Genomic DNA, 25,444 nt, shown 5'->3' with positions numbered 1-25,444 from the left:
AAGCCGACTTATACAGCCTAGGGCCCGCTGGCTGGCCGCCTGGCCGTGCGATCCCTAGACTGCCCGCATGGCATTCCCTGGCCCCGCAGACGTTGACCCCACACACAGCTCCAGCTGGCACTGGAACCCGGCCCTGGAAGGCCTGCGCTGCCTGGCTTGCGGCAGCCTGTACGAGGTCACGCTCCGCCACGACGGCTGCCCCAAATGCGCCACGGGCGGCCGCTTCGTGAGCCTGGCCGCCTCATACACCAGACCTTCCGAAACCGGCATCTCGCTCCCCATCCTCGGCATCCAGCAGCATTCGCAAGCCCAGGCCCGTGTCCTGCCGGCGCTGGCGGAGGCGCTGGGCGTCGCGCGGGTCACCGTCCAGGATGAAAGCGGCAATCCCACGGGTTCCCACAAAGACCGCATGTCGGCCTTCGGCGTCGCGCATGCGTTGCTGGCCGGGGCCGGCACGGTGGTGCTCGCTTCCAGTGGCAACGCCGCGATCTCCGCGGCCACCTATGCCCGCGCCGCCGGCTTGCGGTGCGAAGTGGCGGCCTATGCCGACATGCCACCAGCCTTTGTCCGCGCGCTGGACGAGCAAGGGGCCACGCGGCTCGCCTTCGCCGACAACCAGGCGCGCTGGGCCCACGTGGCGCACCGCGCCGGCGACTCCGGCGTGCTGCCCCTGACCAACTCCCACCTGCCGGCCTTGGGCAGCGCCCCGCTGGCGATCGAAGGCTACAAGACGATCGCCGCAGAGATGGGCGCCTGGGACAGCTTGCCGGATCACATCCTCGTGCCGACGGCGCGGGGCGATCTCCTTTGGGGAATCTGGCGCGGCCTGTCGGAACTGAAGGCAAGCGGAGGCATCGACACCATGCCGCGCCTGTGGGCCGTCGAGCCGTTTCCCCGTCTCTCGCGGGTGTTGCAAGGCGCGGGCCTGCATGAACTCCATCCTGGCCAGAGCGCCCAGTTCTCGACGGCAGGCGCCACGACCACGTGGCTGCAGCACCAGGCTGTCACTGCTTCGGGTGGCGGCGCGGTCGCGATCGATGACGGCACCGCAAGACGCGCACGCGTGAGCTGGCGATCCGCCGGCATCGAGCCCGAACTCTGCGCCGCCGCCACGCTGGCCGCCGCGCGCCAACTGGTCGCCGAGGGCCGAATCGCACGGTCGGCCCGCGTCTGCCTGGTGCTGACGGCCGGCGCCGCCCGCGACCCGGCATGGCCGGACGCATCCGACACCCCATCGCTGTTCCACCCCATTCACGGAGTCCCCGCATGACCATGAACCTCACGCGACGCCATGCCGTCCTCGGCCTGCTCGCCGCCGGATTGGCCCCGGCCGCCAGCGCCCAGGCCGTCCCCATGAAGATCATCGTGCCCTGGGCGCCGGGTGGCAGCACCGACGCCATCGGGCGCGCGCTGGCCCAGCGCCTTTCCGAAACGACCGGCCGCACCGTGATCGTCGACAACAAGCCTGGCGCCGCCGGCCAGATCGGCACCGACGCCGTCGCCAAGGCGCCGCCGGACGGCAACCACCTGCTGATCGTGGAACTGCCGCATGCCATCGCGCCCGCCGTCACGGCGAAACTGCCCTATGAGTTCCCGCGTGACTTCGCCCCGATCACGTTGCTGGGCACAACACCGCTGATCCTGTTCACCACCGCCGACGCCGGCGCACCGGGGGACTTCGCCAGCTTCATGGCGCGCGCCAAGAGCGGCCCGCCACTGGCGTTGGCGCACAGCGGCGCCGGCACGGTGAGCCACTTGTCATCGGAGCTGCTGGCCGCGCGCAGCGGCGCGAAGTTCACCCTGGTCCCCTACAAGGGTTCGGCGCCGGCCCTCATCGACGTGGCCAGCGGCATCGTGGCGGGGCATTTCTCCTCCCTGGCCGCCGGCTCCTCGCTGCTGAACGCCGGCAAGCTCCGCGCCCTGGCCGTCACCAGCGCGAGCCGGCTGCCCGCGCTGGGGAATGTGCCCACGCTCGACGAACTCGGCGTGCGCGACATGGCCGTCGACCAGTGGTGGGCGCTGGTGGCACCGGCCAGGTCGAACGCCGACATGCTCGAGAAGCTGCGCGAACAGGTGGCTGCCGCGATGGCCTACCCCGCGGTCCGGGACAGGCTGTCGTCGCTTGGCGTCGTGCTGCGGTCCTCGTCGTCCAGGGCCGAGCTGGCGGGCTTCATGCAGAGTGAAGTGCAGCGCTGGGGCGCCGTGGCACGCAACCTGGGGCTGAAGCCGGAGTAAGCGCAGCAACGCCGCGTGGCGACAAGCTGCCGCAAAGGTTTCCTGCGGTACGCTTCACCTCATGACGCGCCTGCTGCTAGCCGCCCTTCTCGCCATGTCACTGTGCTCCGCCGGAGCACAGACGGCGTGGCCGGACTACATCTCGACCTTGCGCCCGGACGTTTCCGACAGTCCGGTGAACGCCGCACTGCCCCCCGACGTGAACGTGGTTCCGCCCGGCAGCGACATGCCACCGGGCCGAGCGCGCTGGAGCGGACTCTGGCAAGGCTGGGCCTGCGCCGGCCAGGCGTGCGACGTCAAGGCGGCGGTGGAGCGCCTGCGAAGCGACGGAGCGACGGTGGCCTATGCCGGTGCCAGCGCCAGCAGCACCAACGTCCACCGTGGCGAGGCCACGTTCGTCGACAACGAACTGCACCTCGTCCTGCACACGGGCAACACGCTGGTGCTGCGGTTGCGCGTCGACGGCGACATGGAGATGTCGATCTGGCAGCCGGACAAGCGGTTGCTCTCGGGCGGGGTCCTCACGCAGCGCCCGCTGGTGCGCCAGCACCGGCGCAGCGTGGAACGCCTGGCGACGCCGTGGGTGGAGGATGGCCGGCCGGTGTCGCTCGCGATGGTGATCTATCGCCCCATGCAAGGCACGGGGCCATGGCCGACGCTGGTGGTGCATCACGGTTCCACCGGCAACGGCGACCGCAAGGAGCTGTTTGCAGGCGTGTACACGTCACTCGACGTCGCCCGGCACTTCACCGCGGAGGGCTGGCAGGTGATCTTTCCGCAGCGGCGCGGCCGCGGTGGATCGGACGGCCTTTATGACGAAGGCTTCCCGCCCAACCGCGCCGCCTACTCTTGCGACCCGCAATATTCGTTGCCGGGCGCCGAGCGCGCCCTGGCCGACGTCCACCACGTGATGCAGCACGTGGCCGCCCGGCCGGACGTCGATCCGAAGAAGGTCCTGATCTCCGGCGTGTCGCGCGGCGGCATCCTCGCATCCGCTTACGCGGGCCAGCACCCAGCCGCAGTGCGTGGCGTGATCAATTTCGTGGGCGGATGGGTGGGCGACCGCTGCCAGAATGCGGAACACATCAACGGAACGTTGTTCCGTGCCGCCGCCGCCTACCCGCGGCCCATCCTGTGGCTGTATGGCGACCGCGATCCCTTCTACAGCCTGCGCCATAGCCGCGGCAACTTCGAGGCGTTCCGTGCCGCCGGCGGCCAGGGCCGCTTCGTCACCTATGACTTTGCAGCAGGACAGAACGGCCACTTCGTGTCGAGCCGCCCGGACTTTTGGCGCGGGGATGTCGATGCTTATGTGAGCGCGGTCATCGCCCAGTGACAGCGGCGCCTAGGCCCAGATCACGGCGTCCGCCTTCCCGTACCACCGCTCCACCTCCTGCGCCACGCCCGCTTCGATCCGCGAGCGCCGGATCTTCATCGTCGCCGTGAGGCAACCGTTCTGGATGGACCAGGGTTCACCGGCCACCACCAGGAAGGCCAGCCGCTGGTGCTGCGCCAGGCTGGCATTGACCTCCTGCAGCAGCTTCTGCAGCGCGCCCTGGACTTGCGCGCGCACCTCGGCGTCGCCCAGCCTGGGCCGCAGGTTCTCGTCCAGCATCAGCACCGCATAAGGCGCCGGTTGGCTCACGCCGGAGACGATGCTCAGCTCCACCATGGGATGCGCGTTCAACTTGCTCTCGATCGGCGCCGGCGCGACGTATTCGCCCTTGGAGGTCTTGAACAGCTCCTTCTTGCGGCCGGTCAGGCGCAGCTCACCGTTCTCGTCGTAGTGGCCGATGTCGCCGGTGCGGAAGAAGCCGTCTTCGGTGAAGGACTCGGCGTCAAGGTCGGGGCGCTTGTAGTAGCCGCGCATCTGCCCGGGCGAGCGGATGAGGATCTCGCCATCATCGGCCAGGCGGACCGCAACGCCGGGATGCGCCTTGCCGACACTGCCTGCCGCGTAGCCGCGCGCGTGCGAATAGGCGAAGTCCTCCGTCATGCCGTAGCCCTCATGCAGGTCCATGCCGAGGTTGAGGTACCACTGCTTCAGGTCGCCCGGCAAGGGCGCCGAGCCGCTGCCCGCGGTGATCACGTCCGCCAGCCCCAGGCCGTCCAGCACCTTCTTGCGCACGGCGGGGGCCATGGCCGGATTGGCCAGCATCGCATCCAGCTGCGCCGGCGGCAGCCCGGCGAACACCGCTTGCTGGAACTTGGTCCACAGGCGCGGCACCGAGATGAAAGCAGTGGGCCGGGCGCGCCGCAGGTCGTCCATGAAACTGGTCAGCGAATCCACGAAGAAGACATGCGTGCGACCACCGGCGAAGGCCTGGCACTCGATGTACGCGCGCTCGAAGCAATGGGCCAGCGGCAGGTACGACAGCATCCGCCATTGCTGGTCCGGACCGTAGCGCGCGGCGCTGTCCTCCTGCAAAGCCTGCGTGACGCGGCTGATGCTGCCGAAGGTCTGCATCACGCCCTTGGGCTGGCCGGTGCTGCCGGAGGTGTAGAGCAGCATGGCCACGTCATCCTCGCCGCGCTGAGGCCGGCCTTGCAGCGGCGCTGTGCGGGCGATGATGTCGTCCCACGCCGGAATACCCTGCTCCGGCGTCACCGGCGCCAGTGGCAGGGCAATGCACGGCAACCCGGCCGGCACGGCCGCGGCCAGCTCACCCCAGGCATCGAGCTTGCCCACGAACAGCAGCTTCGCCTCGCTGTGCTCCAGCACGTAGCGCACGTTCTCGGGCGAATCGGTGGGAAAGATCGCGACGGTGCAACCACCGGCCATCCAGATGGCCAGCTCGGCGAGCATGAAGTGCGCGCTGTTCTTGGCCAGCATGGCGATGTTGCTGCCGCGCGGAATGCCCAGGCCTTGCAGGTGGGCGGCCATGCGGCGCGCTTCGTCCAGCGCTTCGCCCCAGGTGATGTCGCGGACTGCGCCGTTGCCCAGGGGCTGCGTGAACAGCAGCTTGCCGGGTTGCCGCGCTTCGTTGTGGTAGACGCGCTCGAGGATCAGGTTCATGCCGGCGATCATGACAGTGAGCGACCCTCACCGGCAAGAGTGACGGCGCGTTGGCCAGGCGTCACCAAATTAGGGGGCACTTCGCCCGCCCACCGCCCTCCCGCGGATGACAAATTACAGGCACTGCCTTAGTCTAACGACTTGCCTGACGCATTTGTCTTGACGCAAGGAGGAGCACATATGGAGAAGAAGAAGAAGAAGTACGCTGTCGTGTTCGTGCATGGCCTGGCGAAGAAGCCTGAGCCGAAGGAGCTGGAACGCATCTGGCGATGGGGCCTGGAGCGCGACGATCCGCAGCCCGACACCTTTGCCCCGCCGAACCCGGGCATCAACCTGGACACGGAAGGCGCGCCGGCACTCTTCACTTACTGGGCCGACGTGTTCTATGGCGAGGACTACGAGACGGACAACAAGGCGATGTTCGAAAGGAACGCCGAGTCAGCCGTGGTGAGCGAAACACTCGAATCCTTCGAGTCGACGGAATCGGTGACGGTCGAGAGCAGCACGGAACTCGCGGGCAAGACCCAGCCGCCCGACCCGGCGTCCGTCTCGGCGAGGGAGAAGCAGTTTCTCGGCGCCTTCCAGCTGAAGCTCGAGGCGGCACAGGCCGCCTCCGAAGCGCGGCTGCCCAAACGGAAGGCGCGGCCTGGCAAGCGCACTGTCGCCGCCACCGCGCCCGGCCAACTCGAGATCGCGTCGTTCCTGCCGGACTTCATGAAGGAGGCGATCATCAAGAAGGCGGCCATGGAGGCCTACTACTACCTCTTCAACAAGGAGTACGTGAGGCCCGACGGAGCGAAGTACATGGTGCGCGACGAACTCCGCAAGCGCATGATGAATGACCTGGTCGATGCGGCCGGGCAGGCCGAAAAGGTCGTGCTCGTGACGCACAGCATGGGAACGATCATCGGCTACGACGTCTTGCGCAACGTGGCCGGCTGCCCTCAAGTGGACACCTTCATCACGCTCGGGTCCCCGCTGGGCGTGACGGAGGTCCAGGACGAACTGCGTGCGGAGGGGAAAGGGAAAGTTGACTACCCGCTCAAGGCCGGCCGCTGGATCAACATCTACGATCCGCTGGACCCGATCTGCGGCGCCGACCCCAGGTTCGCCAACGACTACGAGCCGGTGGAAGGCAAGTCGGTGGTGGACGTCGAGGAAGGAAACTGGGGGAACTGGCGGCATACCATCACGCACTACTTTGCCGGTAGTCTCTTCCGCAAGCACCTTGCCGAGTCGATCGGGAGATTGTGGCCATGAATCCCCGGATCGCCGAGGATGTCGCCGCACGCTTGAAGGAGGGCCACTACGACGATCCGCCGGAGCACGTGCTGTCGGCGGCGGTGCAGCAGATGGCCGACCAGTTCGCGACGGGCGACAAGCCTACGGATGCGCAGATGCGCGCAGCGATGGGCGCCCTCCGGCGCCACCGGCAATTCTCCTTCATGGAGCGGGTGGGCACCGAGTGGCAGCGCGCGGGCGGCAAAGACCCTTTGGTCCAGCGCCAGTTCGCGCAGGCGCTGGTAGAGATCGGGCGCTTCGACGATGCGGGAAAACTCGTCGACGAGGCGCTCGCACAAGCCGACACCACCGACGACTTGGCGCTGAAGCGCGAACTGGGCGACTACCGCGCCCTGCGTGGGCGCATCTTCAAGCAGAAGTTCGTGCTGCACGAGGACCCGAACGACCTCGCCCGTTCGGTCGAGGCGTACCAGCAGCACTACCGCGTTCGGCAAGACTACTTCAATGGGGTCAACGTCCTGGCGCTGCGGATGCGCCTCGATGTCATGGGCGGCGACACGGACCCCCAGCCGCTGGGGCAGCTTGCGCACAACGTCCTGAAAGAGGCCGAACACGGAGCACTGACTCAGCCCGTCGAGCCGTTCTCTCGCGCGGCGGCTTCGGAGGCATGCCTCGCCCTGGACCTCATCGAGCCGAATGCCGGCTGGTGTGACAAGGCCGAGCTCTGGCTTTGCCGGTTTCTCCAGCACAGTGGCACAGGCCGCTTCGAGGTCGAGTCGTTCTATCGCCAGGTGCGCGAGATCTGGCGGGGCAATCCGCTGGACATCGGCACCTGCGCGGGCCGGTTGGCCGCGATGTTCGAGCGCCACGTGCTGCGAACGGAACACCGCTGGTCCCCGGATGCCAGGCAGATCGCGCGCTTGCAGCGCAATCCGGGCGAACTGGAGAAGAACTTCGGCTTCGAGAAGACCTTCACCGTCCACCATCTGCGCCGCATGCTGGACCTCAGCCCCAACATCGGCTGCGTCACCGACCACGACAAAGTCCGCCACGGCACGGGGTTCCTCATGCCAGGTGCGATCCTGAACTACCCCGAGTACCCGCTGGTGTTCGTGACGAACGCGCACGTGATCAGCGACACCGTGGAGGGCGCCCTGGGGGGCGCGGAAGCGCTCGTGATGTTCGAGATCGAGCACCGGGTGGTGGGCAATACCCAATACCATGGCATCGAGAAGATCCTCTTCACCTCAGACCCTGGCGAAATTGCCTGTGTGCCAGATGCGCCGGACCTGCTGGACGTCACCATCTGCGCCTTGAAGTCGCTCCCAGACGGCCTGCCGGGCCTGCCCGCGGCAGCCAACATCCCCCTCGTCACCGGGAAGACCAAAGCCTTCGTCGTCGGCCATCCGAAGGGCGGCAGCCTGCAATTCTCGTTGCAGGACAGCGTGCTGCTCGACGTCTGCTCCGAACAGCGCCTGATGCACTACCGGACGCCGACCGACCCAGGCAGCTCGGGCAGTCCCGTCTTCAATGAGAACTGGGAAGTGATTGCCCTGCACCACGCCGGAGCGCATGACTGTCCCAGGTTGAGGGGCGGAGGCAGCTACGAGGCGAACGAGGGCATCACGCTGCAGGCCATCCGGCGGGCAAGGGGCGTCGCCGTCTGAGCAGCGGCGGTTACCGCGGCGACAATAGCGGCAGCAACTCCCGCACGTCGCCCAGCGTGTCCAACGCTTCCACCGCCCGCAACAGCCGCTGCCGCTGTTCCACGGATGGCGGCCTGGGCGCATACGCCATGCAATCCTCGAACCGCACCAGATGCTGCGCATCGTCGAGGTCGTTGCCCGGGAAGCCCGGCGGGATGTCCAGCTGGCGCAGCGCCACCTGTCCGTCGCGCGTGGTCAGCCGCAGATCCACGGACGCATGGCCCCGCGCATCGAGCCGCTCGTCCGCGATGACGCGGATACGGCCGGTCATTTCCTGCACCGTCGTGTCGCCGATGTCCACCGGCGCGAAGTGCCGCAGCTTCGACGACCCGCGCACGAGCGCATTGGCCACACAATAGCCCGCGTTGAACTGGGCATCCACGCGCGGATTCGCCCCCACGTGGAAGGCATGGCCCACAAGGCGGTGGGCATAGGGCGGCAACCGCACTTCGGCACTGCGCACGTCGGCGGCACCCAGGCCGGTTTCGGCCATCCACGCCAGGGTGAGCTCGGTCACGCCTTGCGTGACGCCGCAGCTCGGGTACTTCTTGAAGACGACGTTGCGAAGCTTCCAGCGCTCGCCCAGGCCGGCCGTCACCGCGTCCAGGTCCAAGGTGTCGCGTCCATAGAGGTGGCCGAAGCCATAGTGGCCGCCCAGGAAGTTCTGCGGACCGGTGATGCCGCGCTGCGCCATCTGCGCGCAACGCACGCCCGTCTCCGCCATCCAGCCCTGCACCACGCGCACGCCCAGTGAGCCGTCGACGTGGCTCTGGAAGCTGCCGCCGCAGCGGTTGAACGCCAGCGCCAGGGCATGCAGCGTCTGCTGCCGCGTCAGGCCCAGGATGCGCGCGGCGGCAGCCGTGGCGGCGAAGCCGGCGACGATGCCGGTGGGATCGAAGCCGTTGTACTGCGCCTCCGTCAGGTTCAGGCGCGAGCCGACCTCCGCGCCTGCAGCCAGCGCCGCCATGAATTCGCTGCCGGAGCAGCCACCCGCGAGTTCCGCGGCGGCCAGGGCGGCTGGGAACAGCGCGGCGCCGAAGTGCGGGCCGGGCGCCATGGCGTCGCAGAAGTCCAGGGCGCGGCACATGGTGCCGTTGAATTGGGCGGCGGCGTGCGCCGGCAAGCGGTCGCCGTAGACCAGCGTCGTCGCCTGGGCTGTGCCGCCAGATTCGAGCAGCAGCTCGCGCAGCGCCTTCACGCCGTCTTCCGCCGCACCGGCGAAGCCCGTGCCGATGACCGTTTGCACGATGCGCCGGACGATCCGGCGCTCCGCGGCGGGTACGGAGGCCGTGCGGAGGTTGACGATGAAATCCGCGAGGTGCTGCTCTGCTTGGCTCATGGCGATGCGTCCTTCGATGCGCGCTGAGGCAAATTGAACCACGGCGCCGCGGCGTGATGGAACGAATCAGTCCGGATCGGGAAAGGCATCCCGAAAAGCCGCGCCGAAGAGCCGGGACCCCGTCACGGGAAGCGTCAGCGTGACGCGGCCTGGCGCAGCGGCCAGGATCACGCGCGCCCTTGGCACGTCATAGCTGATCGCCAGCGGCACATCACGCTCGTCCGCCGCGTGCAGGTCGAAGTCCCATTCGGCGCCGCCCCCCTCTGCCGACGGCGCGCCGAACTCACGGTGCGCCCACCCCAGCACCGCCTCCACCTCCCCGAGCAAGGGAACAAGCCCCGCCGGAAGCACCGACGCCATCGCGTCGAAGCTGCAGGCCCCGCCCTCCTCGTCGGTGAAGTCGAACAGCAGGTATTGAAGTTCCATCCCTGAAGGATGCCCTACCCTGGGTTGACTTACCATGCCGGCCCTAGGAGCCTGCCATGTCCGTCACCATCTTCCACAACCCTGCCTGCGGCACGAGCCGCAACACGCTGGCATTGATCCGGCACGCCGGCATCGAACCGGCGGTCGTCGAGTACCTGAAGACACCGCCCTCCGTGGAGGAGCTGAGAACGTTGCTCGCCGAAATGGGGATGACGGTGCGCGAGCTGCTGCGCAAGAAGGGCACGCCCTACGAAGAGCTCGGCCTCGATGACCCGAAGTGGTCCGACGAGCAGTTGCTGGAACTGATCCAGCAGCATCCCGTGCTCATGAACCGGCCGGTGGTGCGTACGCCGCTCGGGACGAAGCTTTGCCGGCCCTCCTCCGAGGCCGTGCTGGAGCTGCTGCCCGGGGGGCCCTTGCTGCCTTTCAAGAAAGAGGACGGCGAAGTGATTCGAGACACCGGCGCCCGGCGCGCCTCCGCAGCCTGAAGACGGCAGCACGATGATGTTCACATCCACCTTCACGTTCGCCAAGGGCCAGTACGACGATGAGTTCCACGCCCTCGACCAGGTCATCGCCGAAGTCGCCAAGGGCATTCCCGGCTACCTCGGTGAGGAGGCCTGGGAGAACTCCGCCACGGGGTTGATCTCCAACGTCCACTACTGGGAAAGCATGGAGGCGCTGCAGCAGCTCATGAAGCACCCCGCACACCTGGAAGCCAAGCGGAAGCAGGCGCAGTGGCTGGCGGGGTATCACATCGTGATTGCGGAGGTGAAGGGGAGCTATGGAGATGGGGGGATTGCGCATCCGTTGGCTGGGAGGATGCTGCCCCGCCAGCCCGCCTGACCGAAGGAACTCCGCTGAGAGAAGGCGTCAGCCAACCTGCCGCTCATCCACATAGCACCAGCGCCAATCCTCCCCCGGCTCCGCCGACTGCACCACGGCGTGGCCGGTGCTCTTGAAGTGCCCCGTCGCGTGCTTGTTCTTCGAGCTGTCGCAGCAGCCGACGTGGCCGCAATGCAGACAGGTGCGCAGGTGAACCCACGTGTCGCCCATCGCCAGGCATTCCTGGCAACCTGTGGACGTGGATGCCGCCGGCGCAGCGGGCACATGGGCGCAAGCCTTGATGGTCATGACGTGGCCTCCTTCAGTTGCTGCGCTTCCAGGAACCGGTGCAGCGCCGCGACGACCGCGGCGCCCTCCCCGATCGCGGCGCCGACGCGCTTGGTCGAGCCGGCACGCACATCGCCCACCGCGAACACGCCGGGCAAGCTGGTCTCGAGCTCGCCGCGGTCCGGGCCGCCCGTCAGCACGAAGCCCGCACGGTCCAGGGCCACGCCGCAGCCGGCCAAGAAAGCCGTCTCCGGCGACGCGCCGATGAACAGGAAGAGGTTGCGCGCGGGTCGGCGCGTCACCACCCCGCTGTGCCGGTCCCGCCAGGTCATGTGGTCCAGATGCCCGGTGGCGTCGCCCTCCAGCTCGGCGAGTTCCTGCCCGGGCAGCACGGTGATGTTCGCCGCGGCTTCGATGCGATCGATGAGATAGCGCGACATGGTCGCTGCCAGGCCGGCCCCGCGCACGAGCACGGTCACGCGGGCCGCATGCGCGGCCAGGAACACCGCGGCCTGGCCCGCCGAATTGCCGCCGCCCACCAGCACGACCTCTTCGCCCTTGCACAGGCGCGCTTCGATCGGCGAGGCCCAGTACCAGACGCCGCGGCCCTCGAAGGCCGGCAGGCTGGGCACGCCGGGCCGGTTGTACCGGGCACCGCTGGCTACGACCACGGCACGTGCGCGCAAGCGCCGGCCATCGGCCAGGTGCAGTGCCGCACCGGCGCCGGGCGTGCATTCCAGGGCCGTGACCTGCGCGGGGATCAGCACACGCGCGCCGAACTTCTGCGCCTGCACCAGGGCGCGCCCCGCCAACGCCTGGCCGGAGATGCCGGTGGGGAAGCCCAGGTAGTTCTCGATGCGCGCGCTGGCGCCGGCCTGGCCGCCGTAGGCGCGGCAGTCCAGCGCCGCGACCGCGAGGCCCTCGCTCGCCGCGTAGACGGCCGTGGCCAGCCCCGCCGGCCCGGCGCCCACGATGACGACGTCGAACAGCTGGTGCTGCTCCGCCGGGTCGATCAGGCCGAGGCAGCGCGCGAGTGCCTCTTCATCCGGGTCGACCAGGATGCTGCCGTCGGGGCAGACGGCGATCACCTCGTGCGGCTGGTTCGCGTACTGCGCGGCCAGCGCGCAGGCGGCGGCATCGTCGTGCGCACCCATCACGTGGTACGGCTCGCCGTTGCGGCGCAGGAAGTTTTCGAGGCGCACCAAGTGGGGGGCCTGCGCGTCGCCGATCAGCACGGCGCCGGTCAGGCCCTGCTCGATCAGGGCCACGCGCCGCAGGATCAGCGCGCGCATGATCCGCTCGCCCAGATCGGCCTCGGCGGTGATCAGCGCGCGCAGCCGGTCGGGCGGCACCAGGATGGCTTCGACCGCCTCCTCGGCGATGCCGTCAACGAGCGCGGGCGCGCCCGACAAGGCACCGACTTCGGCCAGGAAGGAGCCGGCGCCTTCACGGACGATGGGAGCGATGTTGCCGAGGCCGTCGCGCTGGCTGATGGTGACCAGGCCGGACAGCAGGAGGAACATGCCGGGGCCGGGTTGGCCGGCGCGGAAGAGGTGGTCGCCGGCGGCGTAGGTGCGGGGGGTGCCGAAGCGGGCGGCGCGGGCGAGGTCGGACTCGCCTAGGACCGGGAACATTTGGTCGCGGCGGGTGGAGAGGGTGTCGGTGAGGGGGGTTGCGGGCATGGAGTCGCCATTGTTCCGCAAACTGTGGGAAGACCGTATGGGAGCGGGTCGCAAGAGCGCGGCCATGGCTATTTGCCAACCGTGCAACGTCCGGTGGGGAGGACCGCTTTGCAGCGGTTGCGGTCGGTCGCCCAAGGCCGCCCAGGTCACGCTCCTGGTCCCATTTCGGTCAGTGCGCCACCCTAACCTGTAGAAGCGCGATCGAGCACAAGGGGTCGAGCGGACGCAATGGAATTCGCCAGTGTGCCCAGCCTATAACCTCAGGGACACCTGCCTCAGTCTGAGTCCGGCGCCAATTCAAACCATCAATCGTGCAACTCTGTTGAACTCCGCTTCGCTGATCTTTGCAGCCCGGAAGCGAGTAAACGGAACCTCACCTGTGTCGAAGCACCCTTCGAGTTCGGTGGTGTAGAACGGCGCGTCGCGCAGCCGCGCGGGGATTAGGTGCTTGCAGACAGCGAACTTGGTGTGCTTGCTGGCCCTGTACCAGTAGTGTGCGTCCCACTCAGCCAAGGTTCTCGGCGGCTCGCCGCCCTGACTCCAGTTCTGCTGGGGATTCCCATTGTCGGCAGGAAGCCCCGTCGTAAGGTGTAGCGGCTTGCAGTCGTTACCTTCGACGATGCAGTTTGATGGGAGCGGCACGTTGCGATCCTGGAACCACCGAGCTGCTTCTTCATGGCTCGCAAAGACATTCACGACTTCGAGTGCCGCCACAAGTCCCCAACCCCGACAGGTGGGGTTCGGATTCTTGACCGTTGCGTACAGCACGCGGCTTCCTACCTCAAATCGCGCGTCGTCCCCAGGACGACACAATTCCGTGAATGTTGGCGGATTGGATTCGAGATCGGGTTCGCGCCGGCAGGAACCATCAATGAAAGATGGCTCCCGGTGGTCCGATACGGCAATGCGCCCTGTCGCAGTTTCGCAAAGTGGATGAAACGTGAGGAAGAAGTGTTCTGGTCGATCTGGCATCACGGGTTTATCTGTCGGAAGGCTTTCGGCGCGACTTTAACTATGAAGCGTCGAAGTCTCAAACTCCGCTTCCGGCCAAGCAACGCCGTGAAATCGCGTTATCACGCGGCCTGGCCCATTGCGGTCAGATGCAGTCCTGCGGCCGCAACGCGTCGTAGGTTGAGCTTCTAGCACACCTGAACAATTGCCAGACCAGTGCTAGAAACCGCCATCACCTCGTGAATACCCTCCAATGCCACGAGCTCTTGGCGAACAATCTCCCGCCTTCCGTGGTTGTCGCGCAAAGCGCGGGCGAACGCGTGAGCGAGATCGTCGGCTACACGAGCGACCCGCGCTGCATCGAAGAAGAGTTGGAGGGCATCGACACTCATGGCCATCGCAAAAGGACGTTGCAACCTCGAAATGATATAGCCACCTTGAACTTCGAAAGCGTTATCACCGCGCAGCCGCTCCAGTACTAGCTGCGCCACGAGCGGTGGCGCAGGTTGCGCCATGAGGGCGTCGTCCAACAGCTGAGCCCAATTCGGGTGTCCGCAGCGCCGAAGCTCCATAATGAGTTGGTTGATCGCGATCACCAGCAACCCTCGCGGACTTCCCTGAAGTTGCTCGGGTGGGCGATTATTGAACCAGCGGGCTGTGAGCGCCGCACCTGGTGCAAAGTACGTGTACGCGAGGACCTGAGCTTGCAGGGCGATCGCCCACCCGTTGACAGACTGCACCTTATGATCGAGGAAAGATTTGGGCTTGCTCCCTATACCGGCCGACGAAACGCCCTTTGACTCCAGCAACATGGTGCTGTACAGGTCGGGGTTGATGGCCAGATAATCAGGACCAAAGTGCCCAGGCCACTGAACGCCGCACACAGGGGCGATTCCAAGCATTGCACAGCGCGCCTCGATCTGCGGCAGAGATCCGTGGAAGCCAAACCCTAGGAATGACGCGACGCTCAGGCAAACTGCCAGTGCAACCGTTTGAGTGACTATTCCCTTCCAGTGCACGGGAACATCCATGAACTCAGGAGCGACGATGAGCGCTCCGCCGTTCATTCTCGTCGTGGATTGCATCCAGCCGTGAGCCGCCTCTGGCGTAAAGAACCACCGCGAGTCGACCATCATCTTCATCGCGAGATCCCACTGCGAGATTGGTAGCAGTTGGACCGCCACATTTGGCGGGAAGGGGATGTAGGCGGTCTCGATTGCCGATCTGGTCTGAGCGTACGTCGGATGCGGCGCGACTGCGACAACAGGTGGAGAGTAGAACGTCAGACTCATTGGGAATGCGGAGTTGAGTTGTGAGGATAGCGCGCCAGCTGGTCGCCTTGTTCGCGACAGCTGCTTGGAGTCGACAGCTGACTCCACCCGGACGCGTGTACCGCCCGTGGGCACCGGAGCTAAGACCTCTCCATGACCACCAGCTAGAGGGACTACGCCTTCTTGCCCATCAGGATGGATTGGTCCTTCAAGACGAGCTTCCGCTTAATCTTCTTGTCTTTGACGATCTCGAGCATCAGCTCGTAGCCTTTCAGCTCACGACTTGCAACTTTGTCTGGGGCAGTCCAGCGCAAGCTATATCCCATCTCTTTCATCTTGTCCTCGAAGCCAGATCCCTTCGCCCAGTCCATGTCGACCAGTTTCGGTTCGCCCTCCTTCACCTCAAGGTAGTCTTTGACGCCCTTGATAGCCTGATACCCGTCCTTCGCAACCTCGAAGTATTCCTTGCCTTCCTTGTACAAGGTATGGGCTTGACCAAGCGCGTAGAGCACGCCAGAGACTTCTAAGATCATCTTGACCTCTCAATGATTTGAATCGTTTGACGTCTGCGGGAGTCGGATTCATCTGCGCCTGCGGCGGGCGTTCATGGGCGAGTGTGAGGCCAAATGCGCCCGGGGTGTCTTGGTGCGAGTCAGTTCGGAAGCATTCATCAACAAGGACACCAACTCTAATGCGAGGTTGCGGTTGGGATCAAGCCGTTGGCTCTAGCTAACTTCTTCCCTTCCTAGGACCGCTTTTCTCCGTCGGGTTTGCGGTCATCCTTTCGAGCATCCACCCGTAGATTCGATCCACCTCGTAGACGGTCAGAACTTCCTGCTGTAGATCCCGTTGCAATTGCCACTCCATGTTTCGCTGCACGCGGAAGTCTGAATGCTCCTTGCGGTAAGTGTCGGCACGCACCTTGTAGATGTTGGTGATCTGCAGATACACGTCCGTCGTCGGTTCGCCCAAGACAACATCGCCGACTTGAAGGTGCGCTAGGCGATTTTCGACGTCGTAAAGGGTATCGATGGCCTCGTACTTCTTCAGGGCCTCGCGCGTATTCGCGTCAAACTGGAGCGGCGCGTCCTTGTAGACCTTGCCCAACCTGCGAGGCGGGAACGCCTTCGGAAAGACCATGAGTCGCTTGAATTCGTCGCCTAGCGTGACTTCCTCACCTCGCACTTGAAGGTGCTGCCAGAAGCCGGCGAACGGCCCGGCTTTTCCAATGAACTCAGCATAGATATGAGGCATGCCGTGCGCTACATCTCCCTTTTCGTCAATCAGGGTCATCGCGTCGTACCGCAGCAGGCCATCGACGACGAAGCGAGCCTGCTTGGCCTGAGGAAGAAACTTCCAGAACCCCTCGACCGACTCACGCTGCCCGTCCTCGTTCCCGTCTTCGGCTTCCGTATCGCGGCCGCCTTGACGGCCAAGGAGATCCAACGCAGGGGTGAAGTCCCACTCCTTTCTTTCCAAATCCACGAAAGCGTAGTGATCGCGAACGTGTATCCTCAGGCCAAGAGGATGGTGACCAAAAGCGATGTACTCTTTCCACCTAGGGCGAGTCTTGAAGTCAGAGTAGGCTTCTCTATCGGGGTAGTGCAGGTCAGCTGTATCTCGAATCAGGAGAGATTGATGAAGCTGATGGCCTTCCCCCCACATCCGAAGCAGCTTGTTCTTGGCCCCAACCGAAGAGCGGAGCTCCGCTACCCTTGAGCGACGCCGCGTGACCAAAGACACGCCGAAAAACGTGAATAGAACCCGGTCGTTCTTCGGGAGGTGCAGCATGTCTTCGAGTTCGGCACTGCCCCACAGATAGAACTCCATCACGCCGCGTTTGCGCAACTCCTCCCTGAAGACGTCATACGTCTTTTTTGAGAAACTCGCGGACGCTGCCAAGATGTAGCCGTACGGAGGCTTCTCACTCGAGACTTCTGCAAGGATCGCCTTCATGCGCGTTGGGCCAATCTGCTTCTCGCGCTTACCCTGAATCATCCAGAGGTTCCCCTCCATGGGGTGCGCGATCTTCGTTTCGGTGTCGGAGTCATCCTCGACGTCGGAACTCTCGAGGCGCACCTTCTCATATGCCCGGATGTCGAAGCCATCGTCGCTTCCTCCGCGCCCAGTCGCCTCAATTGATTGCCACTCCTTGTAGTCGTAAATCAATTCGCGAATCAGGTCCTCGAATCGGTGCGGGTCGAGATCCTCGAAATGAATTGGCCCGAAAGTGCGGGTTACTTGCGGACGTGACTTGACCATAGCGCGAGTGTAGTGAGGCAAGGCATTTCAGCAACCTCACCCAAAAGAGCAGGCATCGCTACAAGTACCTTTTGGGCATAGAGAGCCGATTGTTTCGCTTGGCTGCTCTTGCTCACGTGACCATCGCTTTCTGCCGATCGCGATCGCTCGCCACGCGCATCGGCCAACGTAAGCTATGCGTGACTGCCGTCATCTGGCGGCCAAACCCGACCGAACGGACCCAGTCTAAAGCGGTCACTTCGGCTACCGCTTAGCCGATATCTGGGCCCGAAGGCGCCGAGAGGGTGCATAGCGCCTCCGCCCGCTTGGCACCTTTCCTGCTAATCCCCCGCCGAGGTTGCACTTCCACGCAACCGCCGGGGCCCCCCATGAAACTGAACCGTCGCCAACTCCTAGCCGCCGGCGCCGCCGCGGCCGTCTCACCCGCCTGGGTGCATGCGCAAAGCGCCTGGCCCTCGCGCGCGCCTGTCAAGCTGTACTGCCAGTTCCCGCCCGGCGGCCTGGTGGACACGGTGGCGCGCATGATGGCGCCGCACCTCTCGCAGGCGCTGGGCCAGTCCGTCGTGGTGGACAACAAAGCCGGCGCCGGTGGCCTGATCGGCACCGAATACGTGTCGCGCCAGCCGGCCGATGGCTACTGTTTACTCGTGAGCCACGCCTCGGTGCACATCTACGCCACGGCGACGCGGTCCAAGATGCCGTTCGACCCGATCACCGACTTCACCCACATGGGGATGCTGGTCGAGGCGCCCATGGTGCTGCTGGTGCGCCCGCAGTCCGAATACACCACGTTGGCGCAGTACGTCACGGCCGCCAAGTCCAAGCCGGTGCGCTACGGCACCTCGGGCATCGGGTCGGCCAATCACCTGTTCGGTGAATTGCTCAAGATCGAAGGGTCGGCGCCCAACCACGACCACGTGCCCTACCAGGGCAGTGCCCCCGCCATGCAAGACTTGCTCGGCGGCAGCATCGACGGCCTGTTCGATCCCGTGACCACCAACGTCGCCCAGTTGAAGGGCGGCACCTTGCGCGCGCTCGCCGTTTCCACGCAGAGCCGCCTGCCCGCCCTGCCCAACATCCCCACCTTCGCGGAGCTGGGCTACCCCTCGCTCACGGGCTCCCAGTGGCTGGGGCTGTCGGCGCCCAAGGGCCTGCCCGCGCCCGTGGCCCAGAAGCTCACGGCACTCATCCCCGAAATCCTGGCCAAGCCCGACGTCGCGTCCCGGCTGGAGGAATTGCAAACCCTGCCGCGCAAGACGCCGGTCGTGGGTGACGAGTTCGTGGGCGTGATCAAGTCGCAGATCACGACCTGGACCGCCGTGGCCAAGCGCGCCAAGGTCGAAGTGGTGGTCTGACCAGGCCGGTGCGGGCGCACCTCGCCGGGGCGGGCTCTTGCCGCAGAATGCCGTCATGACAGCACGGTATCTGGGCGCCCTGCCGGGCCACGGCCGTTTCGACTACAGCCCGATCACGCGCCGCGCCGGCTACCGCTGGCCCGGCGGCGCCGGCCTCGCGGTCTATCTGGGTTTCAACCTCGAGCACTTCGCTTTCGCCGAAGGACGCGGCGCGAACATCGGCTTGCCCGTGCCGGCCACGGACGTGCTCAACTGGAGCTGGCGCGAATACGGCAACCGGGTGGGCGCCTGGCGCTGCATCGAGCTGTTCGATCAGCTGGGCCTGCCCACGGGCGCGATCATCAACACCGCGCTGTACGACCATTGCCCCGAACTCGTGGCGGCTCTCGTGGCGCGCGGCGACGAACTGGTGGGACACGGCCACACCAATGCCGAACTGCAGGGCAGCCTGGCCGAAGCGGACGAGCGCGAGTTGCTCCTGCAATGCCGCGGCCTGATGCAGCGCCACAGCGGGCTGGGCGCCGCCGAACCGGGCGGATGGCTGTCGCCCTGGATCAGCGAAAGCCCGGTCACTCCCGACCTCCTCGCGGAAACCGGCTACCGCTACACGCTGAACTGGTGCCACGACGACCAGCCGCATCGCATGCGCACACGCAACGGCGGCAACCTGTGGTCCGTCCCCTATCCGCAAGAGCTGAACGACATCCCCATGATCGTCGGGCGGCTGATGGGCGGACCGGAATTCGCGGCGATGATCGTCGACCACTTCGAGGAGATGCTGCAGCAGGCACGCACCACGCCGCTGGTGATGGGCATCGCGCTGCATCCCTACCTGGTGGGCCAACCCCACAGGCTCAGGCACCTGCGGAGGGCGCTGGAGCGCATCGCCCGCGAACGGGATCTCGGAAACGTCTGGTTCACGACACCCGGCGCGATTTGCGCCCATGTGGAGGGCGCGGAGGGGCAGGCGGCGGGTGGCTCGGCGCTTTGAAGGCCGCACCGCGATCTTGTCCACCGGCCAGCTGGTCGAGGCAGCCGCACCCCGTGTGACTCACCGCACCTTCAACACCTCGAGCGACGTCACGATCCCGTTGTCGAGCGCATTCCCCATGTCCGGCTTCGCGCACAGCTTGGACCGCTGCAAATTCTCCTCCGTCCCCTGGCAAATCAGCAGGCGGGTGGGTCCGTAGCCGGCCGGGGACTCGGTCGGATGGTAGAAGTAGGCCATGCCCCGGTTGATCGGGAGCCGCACCCACTGTTCGACCAGGTCCGGGCGCGCCTTGCCGTCGCTGTACTTGATGATCCAGGCCTTCAACGGCCCGACGGCGGTGTCGATCAGCTTGCCGTCGTGGCCGTAGTTGCCATGCAGGGCCACCGCCGTGCGGTTCAGGGGCTGGTCATCGGTGAAGAAGCGCTCCTTGCCGCCGAGAAAGAAGCGGGAGCATGAAGAGGCGCAGAGGCCCGAGACGCCCGTGTTCAGCCCGCGTTCGCGGATGAACTCGCCCATCATGTAGCCGGTGCGCGCGTCGCCGCCGGGCGAGTTCTTCAGCACCACCGTCGTGATGCCGGGGTTCTCCTCCAGCGCGGCCTTCAGCGCGCGCATCTCGGTGCCGTTGACGGAGCCGGAGAGGATCACATAAGGCACCTTGACCTCGACCTCCATGGCGGCCGCCGTGAGGGGCAGCGCCATGGTCAGCGCAATGCTGGACAGCCATCGCAGCCCCGACCGCGTCGCGCGCGTGATCCCCTTGTGCATGGACGTTCCTCCTTCGTGTTGAATCGCCGTAGCTTAGCGGACGCCGGGCTCGACTTCGTCTGGAGAAATTCGGGCCCCTTCCTATGGCAGCGGACTCTCCCTGCGCCGCAGCAGCTCCGCCACGATCCGGTCGCAGCGCTCGCCGTCGAACGCGAACACGTCGCGCTCCGCCGTGTCGAGCTCCTGCGCGATCGACTCACGCAACATGCTGCGCGCGCGGAAGTGACGCGTGCGCACCGTCGCCTCGGGCACGCCCAGGCTGGCGGCGGTCTCCTCGACGCTCAGCTCCTCGATGGACCGCATCACGAGCACGGTGCGGAAGTCCTCCGGCAGCGCGTCGATCTTGCGTTCGAGGAGCTCGCGCATCTCGCTGCGCAGCAGCGCGCGGTCGGGTGTTTCGGCGTCGATGTGGGAACGTTCGTCGACCATGGCGTCGACCTCCTCGGGGAGTTGCGCCGCCGCCGCGACGATCGGCACGATGTTGTCGCGGCGCGCCTGGCGGCGCAGCCGTGACGTGCATTCATTGACCACGATCCGCGTGAGCCATGTGGCCAGCGATGCCTGCGAGCGGAACTCGTGGATCGAACGGTAGGCGGACAGGTAGGCTTCCTGCAGCGCGTCCTCGGCGTCCGCGTTGTTGCGCAGCATGGCGCGAGCGACGCGGTAGAGGCGCCGGTTGTGCCGGCGCATCAGGGTCTCCAGGGCGCCGCCGTCGCTGGCCCGCAGCCGCTCGACGAGGCCGGCGTCGTCTGGCGGTTCCGGCGCGGCGCGTAGTGGGGCATTGCTCATCGGGACGGTCTCCGGTGCGGGCGCTTCAAGGATGGTCGTGAGGATAGACGTCACGAGTGCCCCGCGCGTTCCCGGGAACGCCGCGGCCGCTGGCGGCGTCTGTGCCCTGACGAATCACACGAAAGGACCGAGATGGACTCCCAGACGATGCTGAAGGTGGCCGTGGTGCTGTTCGCGCTCACCGGGGCGGGCGGGCTGCTCCTGGCGGGCATCCGCTTCAGCAGCAAGCGGCAGCCGCCGGCTTCGCTCGCCATGCTGCACGGCATGCTGGCGGGCAGCGGCATGACCCTGGTCATCTACGCCGGCATCGCGGCCGGCATGCCGAACGGCGCGTGGGCGGGGCTCATCCTGCTGGGCATCGCCGCCGTGGGCGGCGTCGTCCTCAACCTCGCCTACCACTGGCGCAACAAGGAACTGCCGGCGCCGCTGATCCTGATTCACGCACCGGTGGCGGTCATCGGGCTGGTGCTGCTGACGGTGTCGGTGTGGAAGTGAATGCGCCCGGCGGTCAATCGTCGCGCCCTGCCAATGCCAGATAGGCGCCCAGGCCCAACATCGTGACGCCAGACACGCGGGTCATGATCCAGGCACGGCCCGCCCGCAAAGTGTTCGAACGCAGCAGGCGGACCGCGGCGAAGACCGCCAGCACATCGACGAACGTATTCAACGCAACGCAGATGCTGCCAAGCACCACGAGCTGCACCGCCACAGGCTGGTCCGGTGCGACGAACTGGGGCAGGAACGCGAGGAAGAACAGCGCTGTCTTGACGTTCAGCAGTTCGACGAGGACACCTTCGCGGAAGGCCCGTCGAGGTCCCTGCGGCTCGTGCTGCTCCACGGTCAATGGCTCGACCTTGCTGCGAAGCATGCGAATGCCGAGGTAGAGCAGGTAAGCCGCACCGACGTACTTCACGACGTTGAACGCGACTGCCGATTGCGCGATCACGAGCGACAGGCCGAGCGCGGCCGCCAGCACATGCATCATGCCGCCGACGCCTGTGCCGAAGCAGGATGCCAGCCCCTCCGTCCGGCCGCCCGCCACCGTGCGAGCCACCACGTACGCCATGCCCGGGCCGGGTGTGATCGCAAGGAAGATGGCGGCAATTGCGAATGCGACGAGCGACACGGGTGACTCCTGCGACTTTCAATCCCTCGTGAGGCGGATGTCCACCTCGCGATCCACGTACTTCCACTCCGGCGTGCCGCGCAGCGACCTCACCAGGGATTCGAAACGGCCCTCGTCTTCCGGCGCGTACTCGAACCAGGTCAGGAAATCGAAGGGGCCCCCGAGATCGCGGCAATGGTGCAGGCGCCGCGCCACGGCCGGCAGGTATTCCAGGCCCAATGCGATGTGGTGGGATTGCTCTTCCAGGCAGGCCCGCCGCTCGTCCTGGGAGAGATTCCACCACGCCTCGGATTTCCGGATGGGGATCAGGGCGGCACGCGTGGCCTGCCTGCGGCCCAGCCCCTCCTGGATCGCCGTGAGGGCCTGCACTTCCGGCCTGTGCGTGTAGCGCAGGTTGCTCGTCGTTCCGCTGAGACGCCAGGCCTCGCCCTCGCTTGCCGAGGGCGCCTGCGACTCGAACACGGCGAGCCGCCTGGCCGCCGCCATGCCTTCACCGGTCACGGTGTCGACGCGATCGATGCGCCAGGGGCCGGTGTCATTTGCGGCGAAGGTGACGAGAAGCGGTGCTGGCATGGCGCAAAGGCGAAGGCCGCTCTGGAGTTGAAGATGAGTCTGGTTCCAGCAATATCCGTGCCGCTCACCCCTGTTTGAGGCACCGGCAGCGCGAACTGACTTGCTTTCAGCGCCCCAACCCCATCGCCCGCGTGATCACTTCCTTCATGATCTCGTTGGTCCCACCGTAGATCCGCTGCACCCGCGCATCCGCATACGCGCGCGTGATCGGGTACTCCCACATGAACCCGTAGCCGCCGTGCAGCTGGACGCATTCGTCCATCACCTTGCACTGCAGGTCGCTCGTCCAGTACTTCGCCATGCTCGCCGTCGCCGTGTCCAGCTTGTCCTGCACCACCAGCTCCAGGCACTTGTCGACGAACACGCGCGCCACCTGCACCTCGGTCTGCATCTCCGCCAGCTTGTAGCGCGTGTTCTGGAAGGCGGCGACCGGCTGGCCGAACACCTTGCGGTCTTTTACGTAGGCCACCGTCCAGTCGATGGCGGCCTGCGCCGATGACACCGCGGTCACCGCGATCTGCAGACGCTCCCACGGCAGCTGCTCCATCAGGCAGATGAAGCCCCGGTTCTCCTGCGCCGCGCCGCCGAGCACGGCATCCGCCGGCAGCTTCACGTTGTCGAAGAACAGTTCCGACGTGTCCTGTGCTTTCAGGCCCAGCTTCTTCAGGCGCTTTCCCTTTTCGAAGCCCGGCATGCCGCGCTCGACCAGCAGCAGGCTCGTGCCCTTGGCGCCGGCGGCCGGGTTGGTCTTGGCGACCACGATCACCAGGTCGGCGTGCCAGCCGTTGGTGATGAAGGTCTTGCTGCCGTTCAGCACGTAGCTGCCGTCGGCCTGCTGGATGGCGGTGCTCTTGATGCCCTGCAGATCGCTGCCGGCGGCTGGCTCGCTCATGGCGATGGCGCCCACCATCTCGCCGCTGGCCAGCTGGGGCAGGTACTTCTGCTTCTGCTCCTCCGTGCCGTAATGCAGGATGTACGGGGCGACGATCTCGCTGTGCAGCCCGAAGCCGATGCCGGACCAGCCGCCGCGCGCGAGCTCCTCCATCTGGATCACCGAATAGAGCTTGTCCACGGCGGCCCCGCCGTATTCCTCAGGCATGGTCGCGCACAGGTAGCCGTTGGCGCCGGCCTTGCGCCAGACCTCGCGGTCCACATAGCCCTGCTCTTCCCAGGCGTCGTGGTGCGGTGCGATCTCGCCCTCGCAGAACTTGCGGAAGGCATCGCGGAAGGCTTCGTGGTCGCTGGTGAAGAGGGTGCGGTCGATCATGGAGGGCTTTCAGGGGCGGCTCGGCATTTTTGCAGAGCGGGTGCTTGGTGAAATGAATATACTGCAACGCAGCCAATTTCCACCTGGAGAATCATCATGACCGAAGCCTTCGTCTACGACGCCATCCGCACGCCGCGCGGCAAGGGCAAGAAGGACGGCAGCCTGCACGAGGTGAAGCCCGTCAACCTGCTGGCCGGTGTGCTGAGCGAGCTGCAGCGCCGCAACGATTTCGACACCGGGCAGGTGGACGACGTGGTGATGGGCGTGGTCTCGCCGATCGGCGAACAAGGCTCGGTGATCGCCAAGGTCGCTGCGCTGAAAGCGGGGTGGGACTTCCGCTGTTCCGGTGTCCAACTGAACCGCTTCTGCGCCTCGGGCCTGGAGGCCGTGAACATGGCGGCCCAGAAGGTTCGCTCGGGCTGGGAAGACCTGGTGGTGGCCGGGGGCGTCGAGAGCATGAGCCGCGTGCCGATCGGTTCCGACGGCGGGGCCTGGGCGCAGGATCCGGAGACGAATTCGGCGACCGCGTTCGTGCCCCAAGGCATCGGCGCGGACCTGATCGCCACGCTGGAGGGCTTCTCGCGCGACGACGTGGATGCGTTCGCGCTCGAATCGCAGAAGCGTGCCGCCAAGGCGCGCGAGGGTGGCTTTTTCGCCGGTTCCGTGGTGCCGGTGAAGGACTTCCTGGAGCAGACCATCCTGGCGCAGGACGAATTCATCAAGCCGCACACCACGATGGAGGGCCTGGCCTCGCTCAAGGCCGCGTTCGACCAGCTGGGCGCGATGGGCTTCGACCAGGTGGCGATCTCGCGCTACCCGCAGGTGGAGCGCATCAACCACGTCCACCATGCCGGCAATTCGTCGGGCATCGTCGATGGCGCGGCGGCGATCCTGATCGGGAGCGAAGCCGCGGGCAAGACGCATGGCTTCAAGCCGCGCGCTCGCATCGTGGCTGCGGCGCTGTCGGGTGCCGATCCCACGATCATGTTGACCGGGCCGATGCCGGCGGCGCGCAAGGCGCTGGCCAAGGCGGGGATGACGATCGACCAGATCGACCTGTTCGAAGTGAACGAAGCTTTTGCGGCCGTGCCCATGAAGTTCATGAAGGAGATGGGCGTGCCGCACGAGAAGGTGAACGTGAACGGCGGCGCGATCGCGATGGGGCATCCGCTGGGGGCGACGGGGGCGATGATCCTCAATACGCTGATTGACGAACTCCATCGTCGCAACCTGCGGTATGGCCTCGCGACGTTGTGCGTTGGCGGTGGCATGGGCATTGCGACCATCGTCGAAAGAATCTGATTTGACTTCACTCCCTCCCCCTCCGGGGGAGGG

At 66.1% G+C, this 25,444-nt stretch carries 25 protein-coding genes; 11 read left to right on the top strand and 14 right to left on the bottom strand.

From position 1 onward, the window contains the following. Nucleotides 1-67: 67 nt before the first annotated feature. The 3 genes from FN976_RS26980 (at nucleotide 68) to FN976_RS26970 (ending at nucleotide 3,571) form a co-directional block, all read left to right on the top strand. Entirely contained in the window at nucleotides 68-1,270 is a 1,203-nt protein-coding gene (locus FN976_RS26980; protein WP_145896865.1) for a pyridoxal-phosphate dependent enzyme, read from the top strand. Continuing rightward, nucleotides 1,267-2,235 (top strand): Bug family tripartite tricarboxylate transporter substrate binding protein, encoded by a 969-nt coding sequence (locus tag FN976_RS26975; protein WP_145896863.1) that lies wholly within the window; start codon nucleotides 1,267-1,269, stop codon nucleotides 2,233-2,235. Before FN976_RS26980 ends, FN976_RS26975 begins: the two co-directional genes overlap by 4 nt. A gap of 61 nt (nucleotides 2,236-2,296) precedes the next feature. After that, the gene (locus FN976_RS26970; protein ID WP_145896861.1) at nucleotides 2,297-3,571 is read left to right on the top strand and encodes an alpha/beta hydrolase family protein; all 1,275 of its coding nucleotides are present in this window, start codon (nucleotides 2,297-2,299) and stop codon (nucleotides 3,569-3,571) included. Between the two features lie 9 nt (nucleotides 3,572-3,580). Here FN976_RS26970 and FN976_RS26965 read toward each other — a convergent pair whose 3' ends face one another. Then, nucleotides 3,581-5,251 (bottom strand): AMP-binding protein, encoded by a 1,671-nt coding sequence (locus FN976_RS26965; protein WP_145896859.1) that lies wholly within the window; start codon nucleotides 5,249-5,251, stop codon nucleotides 3,581-3,583. Nucleotides 5,252-5,431: 180 nt separating this feature from the next. Here FN976_RS26965 and FN976_RS26960 point away from each other — a divergent pair, with 180 nt between their 5' ends. Then, on the top strand, nucleotides 5,432-6,511 hold the full coding sequence (locus tag FN976_RS26960; protein WP_145896857.1) for an esterase/lipase family protein: 1,080 nt from the start codon (nucleotides 5,432-5,434) through the stop codon (nucleotides 6,509-6,511). Further along, a complete protein-coding gene (locus FN976_RS26955; RefSeq protein WP_145896855.1) occupies nucleotides 6,508-8,160 on the top strand; it encodes a serine protease in 1,653 nt (550 codons plus the stop codon). The genes FN976_RS26960 and FN976_RS26955 overlap by 4 nt, the downstream gene beginning before the upstream one ends. A gap of 10 nt (nucleotides 8,161-8,170) precedes the next feature. Here FN976_RS26955 and FN976_RS26950 read toward each other — a convergent pair whose 3' ends face one another. Then, entirely contained in the window at nucleotides 8,171-9,538 is a 1,368-nt protein-coding gene (locus tag FN976_RS26950; RefSeq protein WP_255440872.1) for an MmgE/PrpD family protein, read from the bottom strand. Between the two features lie 66 nt (nucleotides 9,539-9,604). Further along, complete coding sequence (locus tag FN976_RS26945; RefSeq protein WP_145896853.1) at nucleotides 9,605-9,964, bottom strand: hypothetical protein; 360 nt, start codon at nucleotides 9,962-9,964, stop codon at nucleotides 9,605-9,607. A 56-nt stretch (nucleotides 9,965-10,020) separates the two neighbouring features. On the opposite strand from FN976_RS26945, the gene arsC reads away from it, so the two are divergent. Both arsC and FN976_RS26935 read left to right on the top strand, forming a co-directional pair. After that, nucleotides 10,021-10,452: an arsenate reductase (glutaredoxin) gene (gene arsC, locus FN976_RS26940; RefSeq protein WP_145896851.1), complete on the top strand. Its 432-nt coding sequence runs from the start codon at nucleotides 10,021-10,023 to the stop codon at nucleotides 10,450-10,452. A gap of 16 nt (nucleotides 10,453-10,468) precedes the next feature. After that, a complete protein-coding gene (locus FN976_RS26935) occupies nucleotides 10,469-10,810 on the top strand; it encodes an antibiotic biosynthesis monooxygenase family protein (protein WP_145896931.1) in 342 nt (113 codons plus the stop codon). A 27-nt stretch (nucleotides 10,811-10,837) separates the two neighbouring features. On the opposite strand, the gene FN976_RS26930 is transcribed toward FN976_RS26935, so the two are convergent. The 6 genes from FN976_RS26930 to FN976_RS26905 all read right to left on the bottom strand — a co-directional run bounded on the left by FN976_RS26930 (nucleotide 10,838) and on the right by FN976_RS26905 (nucleotide 17,243). Then, nucleotides 10,838-11,098: a UBP-type zinc finger domain-containing protein gene (locus tag FN976_RS26930; protein ID WP_145896849.1), complete on the bottom strand. Its 261-nt coding sequence runs from the start codon at nucleotides 11,096-11,098 to the stop codon at nucleotides 10,838-10,840. Further along, nucleotides 11,095-12,759: an FAD-dependent oxidoreductase gene (locus FN976_RS26925; RefSeq protein ID WP_145896847.1), complete on the bottom strand. Its 1,665-nt coding sequence runs from the start codon at nucleotides 12,757-12,759 to the stop codon at nucleotides 11,095-11,097. The genes FN976_RS26930 and FN976_RS26925 overlap by 4 nt, the downstream gene beginning before the upstream one ends. Before the next feature lie 297 nt (nucleotides 12,760-13,056). Then, the gene (locus tag FN976_RS26920; RefSeq protein WP_145896845.1) at nucleotides 13,057-13,527 is read right to left on the bottom strand and encodes a hypothetical protein; all 471 of its coding nucleotides are present in this window, start codon (nucleotides 13,525-13,527) and stop codon (nucleotides 13,057-13,059) included. A gap of 371 nt (nucleotides 13,528-13,898) precedes the next feature. Continuing rightward, complete coding sequence (locus FN976_RS26915) at nucleotides 13,899-14,852, bottom strand: hypothetical protein (RefSeq protein WP_145896842.1); 954 nt, start codon at nucleotides 14,850-14,852, stop codon at nucleotides 13,899-13,901. 302 nt (nucleotides 14,853-15,154) lie between these two features. Then, entirely contained in the window at nucleotides 15,155-15,514 is a 360-nt protein-coding gene (locus tag FN976_RS26910) for a hypothetical protein (protein WP_145896840.1), read from the bottom strand. A 196-nt stretch (nucleotides 15,515-15,710) separates the two neighbouring features. Continuing rightward, nucleotides 15,711-17,243, bottom strand: coding sequence for a restriction endonuclease (locus FN976_RS26905; protein WP_145896838.1), 1,533 nt, complete (start codon nucleotides 17,241-17,243; stop codon nucleotides 15,711-15,713). A 368-nt stretch (nucleotides 17,244-17,611) separates the two neighbouring features. Between FN976_RS26905 and FN976_RS26900 the strand changes: the two genes are divergently transcribed. After that, entirely contained in the window at nucleotides 17,612-18,598 is a 987-nt protein-coding gene (locus FN976_RS26900) for a Bug family tripartite tricarboxylate transporter substrate binding protein (protein ID WP_145896836.1), read from the top strand. A gap of 55 nt (nucleotides 18,599-18,653) precedes the next feature. Further along, the gene (locus FN976_RS26895; protein ID WP_145896833.1) at nucleotides 18,654-19,589 is read left to right on the top strand and encodes a polysaccharide deacetylase family protein; all 936 of its coding nucleotides are present in this window, start codon (nucleotides 18,654-18,656) and stop codon (nucleotides 19,587-19,589) included. Nucleotides 19,590-19,649: 60 nt separating this feature from the next. Here the strand turns inward: FN976_RS26895 and FN976_RS26890 are convergent, their stop codons facing one another. Next, nucleotides 19,650-20,354, bottom strand: a complete 705-nt coding sequence (locus tag FN976_RS26890; protein WP_145896831.1) for a hypothetical protein — start codon at nucleotides 20,352-20,354, stop codon at nucleotides 19,650-19,652. A gap of 81 nt (nucleotides 20,355-20,435) precedes the next feature. Continuing rightward, the gene (locus FN976_RS26885; RefSeq protein ID WP_145896829.1) at nucleotides 20,436-21,143 is read right to left on the bottom strand and encodes an RNA polymerase sigma factor; all 708 of its coding nucleotides are present in this window, start codon (nucleotides 21,141-21,143) and stop codon (nucleotides 20,436-20,438) included. 132 nt (nucleotides 21,144-21,275) lie between these two features. Here FN976_RS26885 and FN976_RS26880 point away from each other — a divergent pair, with 132 nt between their 5' ends. Further along, nucleotides 21,276-21,638, top strand: coding sequence for a hypothetical protein (locus FN976_RS26880; RefSeq protein WP_145896827.1), 363 nt, complete (start codon nucleotides 21,276-21,278; stop codon nucleotides 21,636-21,638). A gap of 13 nt (nucleotides 21,639-21,651) precedes the next feature. Here FN976_RS26880 and FN976_RS26875 read toward each other — a convergent pair whose 3' ends face one another. The 3 genes from FN976_RS26875 to FN976_RS26865 all read right to left on the bottom strand — a co-directional run bounded on the left by FN976_RS26875 (nucleotide 21,652) and on the right by FN976_RS26865 (nucleotide 24,109). Continuing rightward, nucleotides 21,652-22,269, bottom strand: a complete 618-nt coding sequence (locus tag FN976_RS26875) for a LysE family translocator (protein ID WP_145896825.1) — start codon at nucleotides 22,267-22,269, stop codon at nucleotides 21,652-21,654. 18 nt (nucleotides 22,270-22,287) lie between these two features. Further along, entirely contained in the window at nucleotides 22,288-22,842 is a 555-nt protein-coding gene (locus tag FN976_RS26870; protein WP_145896823.1) for a chlorite dismutase family protein, read from the bottom strand. A 106-nt stretch (nucleotides 22,843-22,948) separates the two neighbouring features. Continuing rightward, nucleotides 22,949-24,109 carry an acyl-CoA dehydrogenase family protein gene (locus tag FN976_RS26865; RefSeq protein WP_145896820.1) on the bottom strand — a complete coding sequence of 387 codons (1,161 nt, stop codon included), beginning with the start codon at nucleotides 24,107-24,109 and terminating at the stop codon, nucleotides 22,949-22,951. Nucleotides 24,110-24,205: 96 nt separating this feature from the next. Here FN976_RS26865 and FN976_RS26860 point away from each other — a divergent pair, with 96 nt between their 5' ends. Next, a complete protein-coding gene (locus FN976_RS26860) occupies nucleotides 24,206-25,411 on the top strand; it encodes an acetyl-CoA C-acetyltransferase (RefSeq protein WP_145896818.1) in 1,206 nt (401 codons plus the stop codon). The last annotated feature ends 33 nt before the right edge of the window (nucleotides 25,412-25,444 follow it).

The sequence above is a fragment of the Caenimonas sedimenti genome, assembly GCF_007833165.1.
Classification (GTDB): domain Bacteria; phylum Pseudomonadota; class Gammaproteobacteria; order Burkholderiales; family Burkholderiaceae_C; genus Ramlibacter; species Ramlibacter sedimenti.
This window is presented reverse-complemented; position numbering and strand designations above follow the sequence as displayed.